Raw genomic sequence first — 13125 nt, 5'->3', positions numbered from 1 at the left:
GTGGACGGGGGTGGGTGTGGGCGGCGCGTCGGCCGACCCCCGCCGCTGCGTGGGCACGGCCTGGCCCGTCATGCGGCGTCCTCGGCGACGAACGTCGCGATGCGACCGCGGAGCGCGTCGAGCGCGGTCCGGTCGTCGTCGTCGAGCGGACGGAACGGGCGCCGGCAGTTGCCCGTGACGTCGCCGCGCGCGCACGCCAGGTACTTCGCGGACTGGAACACGCCGTGCGCGACGAGCGTCTCGACGACCTCGTTGATCTGCGACTGCGTGCGCCGCGCGCCCGCGAGGTCGCCCGCGGCGAACCGGTCCCGCACGCGCGCGAACAGCTCGGGCTGGATGTTGACGGTCGTGCCGATCGTCGCGCGCGCACCGACCGCCAGGGCGGACAGGTACTGCTCGTCGAACCCGTTGACGAACACCTTGTCGGGGAACGCCTGCACGAGCCGCTCGAGCGAGTACAGGTTGTGGTCGGTGTGCTTCATGCCGACCACGCGCGGGTGCGTCAGCAGCGTCGAGGCGTTGGACTTGTCGAACGCGACGCGCGTGAACTGCGGGATGTTGTAGAGCAGCACCGGCACGTCCACCGCCTCGACGACCTCGAGGTAGTACCGCTCGATCTCGTCGGGCGTGAACGCGTAGTAGTACGGCGGGATCATCGAGATCGCCGCGACGCCGGACTCCTGCGCGGCCCGCGCGAGCGCGATCGTCTGCGCGGTGCTCGCGGTGCCGACGTGCGCGACGACCGGCACGCGCCCGGCCACCTGCCGGGTCACGCGCTCGACGACCTGCTGCCGCTCGTCGAGCGAGAGCAGCAGCGCCTCGCCCGACGAGCCGCAGCAGTAGAACCCCTCGACGCCGCGCGCGAGCTGCTCCTCGACAACCTCGCCCAGCACGTCGAGGTCGACCGCGTCGTCCGCGCGCGTGGGGGTGACGAGCGCCGAGAAGATGCGCTCGCGGTCGCTCACCACGCCGTCCACCCGCCGTCGACCACGAGGTTCGCGCCCGTCATGTAGCGCGAGCCGTCGCTGAGCAGGTAGACGACGGGCGCCAGGAAGTCGTCCGTCGTGGCCATGCGGCCGATCGGGATGCGGCTCGTGTAGTTGGCCTGGAACGTCGCGTCCTGCGTGTCCCGCTCGATGCCCGACGGCGTGAGCGTGTTGACGCGGATGCCGTGCCGGCCCCAGTAGGTCGCGCAGTACCGCGTGAGGTTGTAGATCCCGGACTTCGACGCCGAGTACGCGACGGGCTTCACGAACGGGACGCCCGTGCGCTCCTCCTGGTACGCGTAGATGTCCTGGACCGGCGAGACCATGCCGTAGATCGAGCCGACCGCGACGATCGAGCCGGGCTTGCCGGCCTCGCGGATGCGCCGCCCCACGGCCTGCGTGATGAGGAACGTGCCCGTGAGGTTGACGTCCACGACCTGCCGGAACACCTCGACCGGGAACTGCTCGAACGGGCCCGAGACCTCGGGCGGCGCGCTGGGCTGCGTGTCGATGCCCGCGGTGTTGACCAGGCCGTCGGGGGCGCCCCACGGCTCCAGCACGGCGTCGAGACCCGCCTCGATGCTGGCCTGGTCGGCGATGTCGAGCGCCGCGAACCGCAGACGCGGGTGGTCCACGAGGTCCGCGAGCGCGTGATCCGGGCCGGGCGCGGCCTCGCGCGAGACCGCCGCCACGCGCGCGCCGCGCGCCAGCAGCTCGCGGGTGAGGGCCGAGCCGAGCTGACCCAGCGCCCCGGTGACGACGATCGTGCGGCCCTCGAGGCCGAAGAGGTGGTCGGTCACGGTCACACCTCCACCCGGTGCGCCGCGAGGTGCTCGGTGTCGAGCTCGAGGCCGTGGCCGGGCACGTCGCGCGGCACGAAGAACCCGTGCTGCGGCGGCTGCGGCAGGATCGCGCCCAGCTCGGTGAGCGTGCCGCCGTCGGTCATCTCGCCGCACAGCGCGTTCGGCACCGAGCACAGCACGTGCGCGGACAGCTCGACGACGAAGTGCGGGGCCATGGGCGCGCAGTACGCGCGGGCGAGCGCCGCGATGTCGAGGTACGGCGTGATGCCGCCGACGCGCCCCAGGTCGGCCTGCACGAAGTCGCACGCGTCGTTCGCGAGGTACTGGTTGAACTGCTGCAGCGTGTACACGTTCTCGCCCAGGCCGATCGGCGTGGTCGAGCGCGCCCGCAGCCGCTGGTGCGCCACGACGTCGTCGACGCGCAGCGGCTCCTCGACCCAGTACAGGCCCAGGTGCTCGAACCGCGACATGGCCTGCACGGCCTGCCCGAGGGTCCAGCCCTGGTTCGCGTCGACCATGAGCGGGTACATGCCGACGGCCTCGCGGATCTTGGTGAGCCGCTCGACGTCCTCCTCGAGGTCGGGCTTGCCGACCTTGACCTTGGCGGCGAAGTAGCCGTCCGCCTTCCAGCCCTTGACCTGCTCGACGACCTCCTCGGCCGACAGGTTGAGGTTGATGCCCGACCCGTACAGCGGCACGCGGTCGCGCACGCGGCCCAGCAGGTCCGCGAGCGGCACGCCGCGCTCCTTGGCCAGGGCGTCCCACACGGCGATGTCGACGGCCGCGAGCGCGAGCGTCGTCGTGCCGCCGGGGCCGTTGTCGCGCAGGTACTGCCACGAGCGGTGCCACAGCGGGACGGCCGCGACCTCCTGGCCGAGCAGGGTCGGCGTCAGCTCCTCGAGCATCGCCATCATGGCGCGCCCGCCGACGCCGGACGTGTGGGACAGGCCCACGCCCACGACGCCCGTGTCGGTCGTCAGGTGCGCGGTGATGATCTCGATGTGGGTGACGACGTGGATCTGGTCGCCCCACGTGCCCTTCGGCAGGGGCAGGCGGGACAGCTGGTACTCGATGCTCTCGATCTTCACGACGGGGTCCTTCCGGGGGTGGTGCGTGCGGGTGCCGGCGGGGTGGGTCTGCGCTGCGCGATCACCCCTTGACGGCGCCCGCGGCGAGGCCCGCGACGAGGCGCTTCTGGACGACGAGGAACCCGGCGACGACCGGGAGGACGGCGAGCACGCCGCCGGCGGTGAGCAGGTCCCAGCGGATCTGGTACTCGCCGATGAACAGGTGCAGGCCGATCGGCAGCGTGCGCGTCGACGTCGACTGCATGAAGGTCAGCGCGTACAGGAACTCGTTCCACGACAGGATGAAGATGTACGTGCCGGCGGCGACCATGCCGGGGGCGAGCAGCGGGACGATGATCATGCGGACCACCTGCCACGAGCTCGCGCCGTCGATGCGGCCGGACTCCTCGAGCTCGCGCGGGATCGAGTCGAGGAACCCCTTGAGCAGCCACGTGGCGAACGGCGTCGCGAACGCGGCGTGCACGAGCGCGAGGCCCAGCACGTTGTCGAGCAGGTTGAACACCCGCAGCTGGCCCTGCAGCGAGATGACGAGCAGCACCGCGGGCAGCAGCTGCGCCACCAGCACCGCGACCATGAACACCTGGCGCCCCACGAACTCGAAGCGGGACAGCGCGATCGCGGCGCCGCTCGCGCACACCAGCGCCAGCGGCACGGCGACCGCCGCGACCACGAGGCTGTTGCGCAGGTACGTGAGGAACGGCGTCGAGCCCAGCAGCTCGGAGTACGCCGCGGTGCTGATCTCGGAGGGCCACAGCGACGCACCCGCGGACGCGAGCTGCGACGACGGCGTCAGCGACGTGAGGAACATGACCACGTAGGGCCCGAGGATCGTCACGATCCACACGGTCAGCAGCACGTACAGGCCGGTGCGGCGTGCGGCCGCCAGGCCGGTGAGCCGCGCGGAGACGGCGCTCATCGGCCGGCCCCCTTCCTCGAGGTGAGGCGGATGTAGACCACGACCAGCACGGACAGCACGGCCGCCTGCAGCACCGCGTACGCGGCACCGGTGCCGAAGTCCATGGCCTTGTAGGCCGTGACGTACGACTGCAGCGAGAGCGTCGTCGAGGCCAGGCCCGGCCCGCCGCCGGTCATGATGAGGACGAGGTCCACGTAGTTCGCGGTCCAGATGAGCCGCAGCAGCGTCGTGATGAGGATCGTCGGCAGGATCGCCGGCAGCACGACGTGCCGGAACACGCCCACCGGCCCGCAGCCGTCCATGCCCGCGGCCTCGCGCAGCTCGGGCGCGACGCCCTGCAGCGCGGCCAGGATCATCACCGCGAACAGCGGCACGCCCTGCCACACGTCGACCGCGACGAGCGTCGGCAGCGCGGTCGACGACTCCGACAGGAACGCGATGGGCCGGTCGATCACGCCCAGCCCGCGCAGCGCCGCGTTGAGCACGCCGTGGTTGGGGTCGAGGATCCAGATCCACATGAGCGCGACCAGCACGCTGGGCGTCGCCCACGGGATCATCGCGAGCCCGCGGTACACGCCCCGCAGCGGGAACTTCGCGTTCAGCAGGTGCGCGCCGACCAGGCCCAGCACGAGCTGCAGCAGCACCGCGCCCAGGGTCCAGACGAGCGTGTTGCGGGCCAGCAGCCCGAAGTCGGGCGCGGTGACGACGTCCACGAAGTTCTGCAGGCCGACGAACCCCTGCACGCCGACGAACGGGTTGACGTCGTTGAACGCGAACCACACGGACCGCACGAGCGGGTACCCGGCGAAGGTGCCGACCAGCACGAGCGCGGGCGCGAGGTAGACGTAGGCCTCCAGCCCGCGCCGCGGGCGACGCCGCGGCGCGGGGGTGGTGGCCGAGCGGCCGGTGCCGGTGGTGCCGGTGGGACCGGCCGCTCGGGTGGTGACGGTGGTCATGGTCAGTCCTGCTCGAGCGTCGTGACGAGCTTGGCGAGCATCTCCTCGCTGGACTGCTGACCCTGCAGCGCGATCTGCACCTGCGTCTGGAACTCCTTGGCGGCGAGCTGCGCGACGCCCGGGAGGGCCGGCCAGCTCTTGGCCGTGCGCGCGGCCTCGACCGCGAGCTGCAGGTCGGGGTCCGTCGAGAACGGCTCGGACGCGGCGACGGACTCCAGCACGGGCAGCTGCCCCTGGATCGACGTCGAGACCGTGCGCATCGGCTCCTCGGTCGCGAGCCACGAGATCCACTCGAACGCGGCGTCCTTGTCCTTGCAGGACTGCAGCACGACGTTGCCGCTCATCGACGTGAGCGTCGAGGGCCCGGCGCCGTCGCCGACGGGGATCGGGACGACGCCGAGCGCGTCGCCCAGCGCCTCGCGCATCGCGTTGAGCGAGCCGGGGTGGTGGATCATCATCGCGGTCGTGCCGGCCGCGAAGTTGGTCTGCACGGGCGCGAACGCCGCGGTCACCGAGCCCGGGGGCGCGGCGTCCAGCTCGGTGACGACCGACAGGTACCGCTCGTTCGCGGCCACGGCCTCCGGGCTGTCGAGCACGACGTCGCCCGCGGAGTCGACGACGTCGGCACCGCCCGCGAACATCCAGGCCATCCACTGGTCCTGGCCGCCCGCGCCGCCGCGCACGTCGAACGCGTACTTGCCGGCCGCCGCGTCGGTGAGCGCCGCGGCCGCGTCGAGGAACTCCTGCTGCGTCGTCGGCGGCTCGAGGCCCGCCTCCGCGAAGCGGTCCTTGTTGTAGTAGAGCCACAGCGTCACGTACTGGTGCGGCAGCATGTAGACCGCGTCGCTGCCCGGCAGGCGGCCCGTGTCCCACAGCGAGTCGATGACGTCGTCCTTGCCGTCCCACGCCTCGACCTGGTCGGTGAGGTCCGCAAGGATCCCCTGCGGCGCGAACTGCCCGAGCCACCAGTCCTTGCTGCGCGCCGCGCACGCCGCGGTGCCCGAGGACGCGGCCGTGAGCAGCCGGTCCTGGTACTGCTCGAGCGGGATCGTCGTGAGGTTGACCTGCACGTCGTCGTGCGTCGCGTTGAAGTCCTTGGCGAGGTCGTCCCAGGTGGTGTCGGTGGCGTCGTCCTGCCAGAGCCAGTACTCGACGGTGGTGGGCCCCTCGGCGGCGTCGTCGCCGCCCCCGCACGCCGCGAGCGCGGTGACCGCGGCCATCGACAGCGCGACGGCGGCGACCTTGCTGCGTGCCTTCATTGCTCCTCCTTGAGCCGTGCATGACCTACGAGTGGTGGTGTCGGGTGCTCCGGGCGTGCCGGGGCGCAGCGCTGCGCCCGGGGGCCCGGACAGGTGGTGCGGGTCGGGTGCCCGACCCGTCAGGTGAGGGCGGGGACGGTCGCCGCTCGGTCGTCGAGCCGGCGCCGGACCCCCCAGAAGTGCGCGTCGAGCTCGTGGGTCGCGAGCCGCACGTCACGTGCGACCACGGCCTCGAGGATCCGCGCGTGCATCGCCGCGACGGACAGCAGGTCCTCCTGCTGCCGCGCGCCCCCCTCGAGACGCCCGTGCAGGCGCCAGAACGCGGCCGAGACGCCCTCGAACACGCGGTTCTCGACCGACGAGAACAGCGCCCGGTGGAACGCCTCGTCCTCCCGGTGCACGGGTTGCCCGCGCCGTGCCCCGGTCGTCATCGCCGCGACGGTCGCCCGCAGGTCGTCCTGCTGGGCGAGCGTCATGCGGGCCGTCACCTCGGCGACGTGGCTGATCTCGAACGCGTGCCGGATCTCGAACAGCTCCTCGACCGACCGGTCCGACACGCCCAGCACCGCGGCGAGGTACAGGCCGAACCGGTCCGGGTGGAACCCGAGCCACACGCGCCGCGCGCCCTGCCGCGACCGCACCGCGCCGAACGCCTCGAGGACGCGCAGCGCCTCGCGGACCTGCGGACGCCCCGCGTGCATGGCCGCCGCCATCTCCGACTCCGTGGGGAGCACCTCGCCGACCCGCAGGCCGAGCTCGACGATCCGCTCGACCAGCCGGACGTCGACCTCGTCCTGCCCCGCCAACATGTCGGACAAGCTGCTCACCTCTTCGTTGAGGACTCGCGCCGCACCCGGAGTGCGACGAGCGCCACGCTAGGCAGGCAGCAGCGGGCAGGACAACACGAAGTGGTCACTTGTCCGACAAGGTGCTGCGAGGTGGGGTGCTGACCTGTACGCAGTTCATCTCCCCTGAACGGACAGGAGCGGTCCGATCACAGCGCCAACCAACTCCGGTGAGGCGTCCGCAGCTGATCGACGAGGCTCCCGGGATGGGCCCGCACGGGCGCGCCAGGGGCGCCTGCCGCGCCACGTCGAGGAAGGCCCGCTTTCGCGCGGCCGTACTGGCCTCGCTCACTTCGTCACCCTCCGAGGCACTCTCAGGGGGTGCAAACGGCGGTCGGATACACGCATGGTGAGTGTCTGCGCTTGCTCTCCTTGCAACGAGAGGAGGCCGAGCAAGTCGCGGAGCCAAGGTGCTCAAACGGCACGTGGTCGACCTTGATCTCGGGCATCCTGGGCACGTGAGCGCAGCCGACCTCGATAAGGCGACCATCAACCAGTTGCGGCCGCTCGCCGCCGACCGAGTCAGCGTGCTGCTCGGGGCTGGAGCTTCCGCTGGCGCGGGCCTCCCGGGTTGGGACGCGCTAGCGCGTGACCTCCTTGTGAGAAGCGGGGCGGTCGGCAATCACACGGAGGCGAGCACCTTCCTCGCGAGACAAGACGCAATCTTGGCCGCAGAGGCAGCAAAAGCGGCCACCTCCGACTTCGCATCCTTGCTTCGACAAACCCTGTACGACGGCCCTACGGCGCCAGAACCGGCAGTCCTGCACCTCGCGGCAGCCGCCCTTGCTGCGCGGCACAATCCGGGAACGGTCCAGCTCCACACGCTCAACTTCGACACTCTGCTTGGCGACGCACTGCGCTTGGCTCTAGCCGAGAGCGGCATCAAGGCCGAGGTGCACGAACGAGCAGAGAGTCGCCAAGGCCCTCCCGACGCCTACGTCGTAAACCACCTCCATGGCATCCTCCCACCGGACCCCGCTGCTCCGGATCGCGGGATCGTGCTGACCCTGAGCGACTTCGCCAGACTCGGGGCCGAACCGCATCCCTGGCAGGTCGCTGCGCTCCAGGACTCGATCCAGAAGGGGCCCCTCATCCTGGCAGGCACCTCTTATCGCGATCCAGACATTCGCCAGTGGCTGCACTCGACTCACAAAGACCATGAGGTGGCTGTACTGCTCGCCAGAGAAGCAATCGGGCTCGACCGCGCGACATTCGAGCGACTTAAGCCAGCTCTCGAAAACCAGTGGACAGCAATCGGCGTACGCCCGGTAACGCTTCACGACCACGCGGACGCCGCCCAAGCCCTACGTGAACTACCTCATCTTTGCGAACCAGATTACCGGTCGCCACAGGAACGGGCCGCTACGGTATGGGCGCAACAGGCGTCAAAGTTTCGGTGGGGGCAGCAATTTCATAACCAGCAACTGCAGGATCACGTAGACCAGCTCCGCCCTCATCTCGGGGATGAAGCGAACCTGACACTGTGGATCGCTGACGGCTGCGGACGCCTCGTGCGCTGGTCCGCGCCGGATCGCACCTACGTCGACCCGGCTCAACTCCGACGTGTGGAAGTCGGCCACGACAGTGCCTGGGTCGCTGGCCAGTGCCTGGGGCGCGACGACGTACTCGCTGCTGATCTTGATGGTCCGCGCGGTGCGACACAACGATGGCGCTCGGTGGTCGCGGCGCCGATCACAGTCGAGGTCGACGGCGGACCAGCCTTCTCGTCTGCAGTGCTGACATCGGCTAGCCCAAGAACACTGAAGGAGCTGGACGCCGACGCATGGCAGCAGGAACTCCTGGAACTGGCCAGCCAGTGGGGTGACCTCTTGAGCCTCATCTGACAGCTTGAGGAGCTAGCATGAGCACCCACCGCGGGAGGACACATGAAGTCGACGAGCAAGGTATCGCTCAAGCAGATCGACCGCGCCACCTACCGTGCAACCACTACGAACGGGCGCAGCGCGGTCACCGGACGCTTCGTGTCCGCGAGCGCTACGCAGCGGGCTCCTCGCGGCCCTGTGACCGAGAAGCGCACGAGCAAGGACTAGTTCACTATGCGTCGCAGCCTCGCGGCGCAGTGGTCTAGAGCGACTCAGCCCGGGCGAGCGCGGTGCGCCGCGTCCGTCTCAACCGCTGGGCACCAACCACGACATCTCGACTCAGGTCGTGGGCACACAGGCCTGCCCCGATGCGCGCGCCCGTAGTCGAGCCGCACGCACGTCGGCTAGGGCGTCTAGCTAGGCCCAGAAGGGCGATGGCACGGCTCTGACATGCGGACTACCAGCGTCGCGCTCGATGCACCACGCCGCCTGCGACCCCTCACGCGTACGGCGGCTGGATGACCGCGGCGTCGGCGTGCGCACCGGCCGCGCGCGCCGCCTCGACCGTGAGCTCGACGTCCGCGAGCGGCCCCTCGACCAGCAGCGGGTCGCCCGTCGCGGTGTCGCCCGACCAGCGCACCGACGCCTCGGGCGGCGGCTGGAACGCGACGCCCGGCGGCAGCCGGACCACCGCGGCGGCGCGCACGCGCTCGTCGTCGGCGACGCGCAGCAGCACCGAGCGCACCTGCGGCAGGCGCTCGACCGTGCGCGCGAGCAGGCGCGCCCGCCGATCGCCCGCGCGGAACGTCACGACGACCAGGCCCGCGTCGTCGTGCACGTCACCCGTCGCCATCGAGTCGACGTTGACGCCACGTGTCGCGAACACGCCCGCGAGCGCGGCGATGCTGCCGGTGCGGTGGTCGGCGCGCACGTACCCGACCCAGCGCGTGTCGTCGTGGGTCACCGGGCCGCTCCGTCCGCCGTCGCCGGGGTCGTCGTCGGGGTCGTGCCCGTCCACGGCGCAGCGCCCGCCGCGATCGCCGCGGCCGCCTGCGCGAGGCGCGCGTCCTCGTCGGGCGGCAGCGGGTCCAGCAGCACGCGCGTCCACCCCTCGGGCCCGACGACGACGGGCACGCCCAGCACCCCGTCGACCGGTGAGCCGCCCACCGACGCCTCGCCCGCGAGCGCGACCTGACCGGCCACGACGATCTCGCGGCCGTCGAGGATCGTCTCGACCAGGTCGATCGTCGCGGACGCCGTGCCCGTGGCCGTCTTGGCGCCGGACTGGTGCGTCATCCACGGCCGCGCGACCACCCGCAGGTCGGGCGGCCAGGTGTCGATGAGCGCGAACGCCGCCGCGATGTCGCGCGAGGCCACGGCCATGAGCTGCGCCTTCGCGTCCGCGACCTCCGCGGGGAACGTCGCGAGCGTGCGGCCGCCGCGCAGCCGCGCCACGGCCCGCTCGCGCTCGTCGACGTCGAGGCCGCTGATGCGCACGGTCGACCACAGCGGCACCGCGTCCTCGCCGTGCTGCCCGCCGACGAACCCGCCCACGCGGTGCCGACGCACCCCCAGGGACACCGCGAGCTCGCGACGGAACCGCAGCGTGTCGAGCCACGCGCCCATGCCGATCACGCGGTGCCGCCCCAGCCGTTCGGCGAGGATCGCGACACCCAGCTCGACCGGGTTCGACACCACGACGACGACCTCGCTCCCCGACCCGTGCGCGGCCAGCGCGTCGGCGTACGCGCGGAACACCGCGGCGTTGTCGGCCGCGAGCTCGGCGCGCGACGCGGGCACGCCGTCGCTCGTCGGCGGGGGCGTGCGCCCGGCCGCCACGACGACCACGTCCGCGACCACGTCGTCCGGGTCGAGCGCGACGTCCAGCAGCGGCGCGTGCTCGTCGTACGCGTCCACGAGGTCCGTGCGCAGGCCGTGCACCGCGCGCCCCGACGCACCGCCCGGCCGGCCGACGAGCTGCAGCCGCGACGTCGGCGGCAGCACCTGCCGCTCCACGAGCTGCGTGCAGATCTGCCGGCCCACGTCGCCCGTCGCCCCGAGCACCGCCACGTCCATGCCGGTCACGCTACGGGCGCCGGATGACGCGCACGTTGCGCGCGGCCGTGCCGGGGCGTGCGGGTCAGGCCCGCGACGTCACGCGGACGGGAACAGCGACGCGATGACGACCGAGCAGACGATGCCGATCACCGGCAGCAGCAGCCCGAAGCGCCACCACACGTTGACGTCCGTCGCACCGTTCGGGTCGAGCGCGCGGCCCTCCTCGTCGGAGATCGCGCGCTGCGCCCAGCCGTCGGGCGTCGCGGTGGCGAGCGTGTAGCCCTTCGGCCACGAGATGCGGAACAGCCAGAAGAGGTGGAAGTACGACCACGCGCGCACCAGGACGCGCCCCGGGTCGAGCTCGGCCGTCTTGCCGCGTCGTCCCCAGCCGAAGAAGATCATGTGCCGTCCCGTGCTCGTGGTGTCCATGCCCTGGTGGCCGTGCCCCGCGGCCCTGCCGGAGGGAAGACTAAGCGGTCATAACCGACGGGCTCGCGCTGTGACCACGACTCCACCCGTCCGGCGGAACGCCCCTCAGCGACCCACGGGTGCCCCGAGACCGCACTCGGCGAGCCGGGCCGCGAGCGCCGCGGCGTCGAACGGGGCGCGCACCTTCACGTCGTTGTCGAAGTAGACGTGCACGTCACGCGGCCGGTCGGGCGCCGGGGGCGTGAGACGCGGGCCGTCCGGCGGCGGTGCGCCCGTGGCCCACGCCGCGACCTTCGCGGCCCACGCGTCGAGCTGTGCGTCGTCGTACCCCGACACGTACAGCTCGCCGTGCCCGTGCAGGCGCACGTAGACGACGTCGCTCGTCACGTCCTCCAGGTGCGGCCAGCGTCCCGCGGTGTCGGCGACGACCAGGCCGACGTCGTGCGCGCGCAGCAGCTGCGGGAACGCGGGCGTGACGAACGAGTCGTGCCGGACCTCCAGCACGTGCCGCAGCGGCCGGTCCGCGTCCGTCGTCGTCAGCGCGCGCCCCTCGGCGACCTTGTCGTCGTGCCGCTCCGCGAGGCGCGCCGCCGCCGCGGTGCTGCGCGGCAGCAGGTCGAAGAACCGGGCCAGCCGGTCGGGGTCGAAGCCGAGGTTCGGCGGCAGCTGCCACAGCAGCGGCCCGAGCCGGTCCCCCAGCGCCAGCACGCCCGACGCGAAGAAGTTCGCGAGCGGCGTCTCGACGCCCGCGAGCTTCTTCATGTGCGTGACGAAGCGCGGGCCCTTGACCGAGAACACGAACCCCTCGGGGGTGTCCGCCCGCCACGCGCGGTACGAATCCGGGCGCTGCAACGAGTAGAACGACCCGTTGATCTCGACGGACCCCAGGTGCGCGGCCGCGTACGCGAGCTCGCTGCGCTGCGGCAGCCCCGGTGGGTAGAACACGCCCCGCCACGGCGGGTACCGCCACCCCGAGATGCCGATGCGCACCGCGCCTGCCATGCGGCGACTGTAGGAGGGCGCCGGCGCGGGCGCCGCCCGGGGCGCGGTCCCGTCCCACGACGCGTCCCGGCGGACGACGCTCGGGTCCGCCGCCCGGTCCCGTCAGCGACCCGTCGGCGACAGCCCCCGGACCGTCATCCCCAGCCACTCCTGCGTCCGCTCCGCGAGCCAGCGCGCGTACGGGCCGAGGTCGACGTCCGTGCCCGCCCACTCCTCGAGCGTCGCGAGCGCCGCGTGCGAGTCCGCCCCGGGGTCGTCCCGCTCGCTCGGGTCGTCGGCGACCGACCCGTCGAGGTTCACCTTGACGCCCTCGGTGTGCTCGACCCACAGCGCGGACCGCAGCTCCTCGTCCGCGTCCGGCGGCACGTCGTGCGGACGCGTGACGAAGAGGCACGCGCACCAGCGCTCGGGCAGGTCGTCGGTCTCCGCGAGGAGCTGCAGGTTGGCGCGCGTGACGGTCAGCGGCGCCGGCAGCGCGACGGGGTCGTCCGCCTCCTCGGCGACCACCTCGGCGACGGCGAACACCACCTCGGCGAGCGCGATGGAGTGCGGGTCCTGGAGCCCGAGGCCGGGCAGCGCCACGAGCTCGGTCATGATCGGGCCGGTCCGTCGCTGCTGCGCCCCCCGACCCAGGTCGAGGACGAGGTCGCCGCCGGGCTCGACCTCGATCCCGAACGTGCGCCCGGTGCGCTGCCGCACGTCGCCGAGCACGGCACCCGGCGCGTCGCCGGCGCGCAGCTGCACGGTTCCCTCGAAACCCGCGGCGTGCAGGACCGTGAGCGCGGGCTGCGCGTCGTCGAGCACGCGGCGCAGCTCACGCGTCCAGACCAGCACCGAGGTGAACTGCCCCTCGACCACGTCGACGGTCAGGGCGGTGCCCGCACCGAGCGCCTCGGGCGGCGGGGTGCGGTCGCGTCGGAACAGCCTCACGTCTCTCCTGTCACCGGGGTCGCGGTGACC

At 72.2% G+C, this 13125-nt stretch carries 13 protein-coding genes; 1 reads left to right on the top strand and 12 read right to left on the bottom strand.

Annotation, left to right across the window (positions count from 1 at the left end):
- Positions 1 to 68: 68 nt before the first annotated feature.
- The 7 genes from E4A51_RS10255 to E4A51_RS10225 all read right to left on the bottom strand — a co-directional run bounded on the left by E4A51_RS10255 (position 69) and on the right by E4A51_RS10225 (position 6817).
- The gene (locus tag E4A51_RS10255) at positions 69 to 968 is read right to left on the bottom strand and encodes a dihydrodipicolinate synthase family protein (RefSeq protein WP_134851671.1); all 900 of its coding nucleotides are present in this window, start codon (positions 966 to 968) and stop codon (positions 69 to 71) included.
- Complete coding sequence (locus tag E4A51_RS10250) at positions 962 to 1786, bottom strand: SDR family oxidoreductase (protein ID WP_134851670.1); 825 nt, start codon at positions 1784 to 1786, stop codon at positions 962 to 964. Before E4A51_RS10250 ends, E4A51_RS10255 begins: the two co-directional genes overlap by 7 nt.
- A gap of 2 nt (positions 1787 to 1788) precedes the next feature.
- Positions 1789 to 2877 (bottom strand): mandelate racemase/muconate lactonizing enzyme family protein, encoded by a 1089-nt coding sequence (locus E4A51_RS10245; protein WP_134851669.1) that lies wholly within the window; start codon positions 2875 to 2877, stop codon positions 1789 to 1791.
- Positions 2878 to 2938: 61 nt separating this feature from the next.
- Positions 2939 to 3793 carry a carbohydrate ABC transporter permease gene (locus E4A51_RS10240; RefSeq protein ID WP_046529733.1) on the bottom strand — a complete coding sequence of 285 codons (855 nt, stop codon included), beginning with the start codon at positions 3791 to 3793 and terminating at the stop codon, positions 2939 to 2941.
- On the bottom strand, positions 3790 to 4749 hold the full coding sequence (locus tag E4A51_RS10235; protein ID WP_052748396.1) for a carbohydrate ABC transporter permease: 960 nt from the start codon (positions 4747 to 4749) through the stop codon (positions 3790 to 3792). Before E4A51_RS10235 ends, E4A51_RS10240 begins: the two co-directional genes overlap by 4 nt.
- Positions 4750 to 4751: 2 nt before the next feature.
- Positions 4752 to 6008 carry a sugar ABC transporter substrate-binding protein gene (locus E4A51_RS10230; protein ID WP_070319179.1) on the bottom strand — a complete coding sequence of 419 codons (1257 nt, stop codon included), beginning with the start codon at positions 6006 to 6008 and terminating at the stop codon, positions 4752 to 4754.
- Between the two features lie 119 nt (positions 6009 to 6127).
- The gene (locus E4A51_RS10225) at positions 6128 to 6817 is read right to left on the bottom strand and encodes a FadR/GntR family transcriptional regulator (RefSeq protein ID WP_046529732.1); all 690 of its coding nucleotides are present in this window, start codon (positions 6815 to 6817) and stop codon (positions 6128 to 6130) included.
- 494 nt (positions 6818 to 7311) lie between these two features.
- On the opposite strand from E4A51_RS10225, the gene E4A51_RS10220 reads away from it, so the two are divergent.
- On the top strand, positions 7312 to 8697 hold the full coding sequence (locus E4A51_RS10220; RefSeq protein WP_167748894.1) for an SIR2 family protein: 1386 nt from the start codon (positions 7312 to 7314) through the stop codon (positions 8695 to 8697).
- A gap of 478 nt (positions 8698 to 9175) precedes the next feature.
- Here E4A51_RS10220 and E4A51_RS10215 read toward each other — a convergent pair whose 3' ends face one another.
- The 5 genes from E4A51_RS10215 to E4A51_RS10195 form a co-directional block, all read right to left on the bottom strand.
- The gene (locus E4A51_RS10215; RefSeq protein WP_167748893.1) at positions 9176 to 9640 is read right to left on the bottom strand and encodes an ACT domain-containing protein; all 465 of its coding nucleotides are present in this window, start codon (positions 9638 to 9640) and stop codon (positions 9176 to 9178) included.
- A complete protein-coding gene (locus E4A51_RS10210) occupies positions 9637 to 10752 on the bottom strand; it encodes a lactate dehydrogenase (protein ID WP_134851665.1) in 1116 nt (371 codons plus the stop codon). The genes E4A51_RS10215 and E4A51_RS10210 overlap by 4 nt, the downstream gene beginning before the upstream one ends.
- A 78-nt stretch (positions 10753 to 10830) precedes the next feature.
- Positions 10831 to 11163: a hypothetical protein gene (locus E4A51_RS10205; protein ID WP_134851664.1), complete on the bottom strand. Its 333-nt coding sequence runs from the start codon at positions 11161 to 11163 to the stop codon at positions 10831 to 10833.
- Positions 11164 to 11268: 105 nt separating this feature from the next.
- Positions 11269 to 12165, bottom strand: coding sequence for a DUF72 domain-containing protein (locus E4A51_RS10200; RefSeq protein WP_134851663.1), 897 nt, complete (start codon positions 12163 to 12165; stop codon positions 11269 to 11271).
- Between the two features lie 102 nt (positions 12166 to 12267).
- Positions 12268 to 13095 (bottom strand): hypothetical protein, encoded by an 828-nt coding sequence (locus E4A51_RS10195; protein WP_134851662.1) that lies wholly within the window; start codon positions 13093 to 13095, stop codon positions 12268 to 12270.
- Positions 13096 to 13125 lie beyond the last annotated feature (30 nt).

It is taken from the genome of Cellulomonas sp. HD19AZ1, from assembly GCF_004535805.1.
Lineage (GTDB): Bacteria > Actinomycetota > Actinomycetes > Actinomycetales > Cellulomonadaceae > Cellulomonas > Cellulomonas iranensis.
Note: the sequence above shows the minus strand (reverse complement) of the source record. Positions and strands in the feature narration are given on the sequence as shown.

Coding starts and splice junctions, on each gene's coding strand:
- E4A51_RS10240 (WP_046529733.1), bottom strand. CDS start 3,793: ATGAGCGCCGTCTCCGCGCGGCTCACCGGCCTGGCGGCCGCACGCCGC.
- E4A51_RS10235 (WP_052748396.1), bottom strand. CDS start 4,749: ATGACCACCGTCACCACCCGAGCGGCCGGTCCCACCGGCACCACCGGC.
- E4A51_RS10230 (WP_070319179.1), bottom strand. CDS start 6,008: ATGAAGGCACGCAGCAAGGTCGCCGCCGTCGCGCTGTCGATGGCCGCG.
- E4A51_RS10225 (WP_046529732.1), bottom strand. CDS start 6,817: ATGTTGGCGGGGCAGGACGAGGTCGACGTCCGGCTGGTCGAGCGGATC.
- E4A51_RS10210 (WP_134851665.1), bottom strand. CDS start 10,752: ATGGACGTGGCGGTGCTCGGGGCGACGGGCGACGTGGGCCGGCAGATC.
- E4A51_RS10205 (WP_134851664.1), bottom strand. CDS start 11,163: ATGGACACCACGAGCACGGGACGGCACATGATCTTCTTCGGCTGGGGA.
- E4A51_RS10200 (WP_134851663.1), bottom strand. CDS start 12,165: ATGGCAGGCGCGGTGCGCATCGGCATCTCGGGGTGGCGGTACCCGCCG.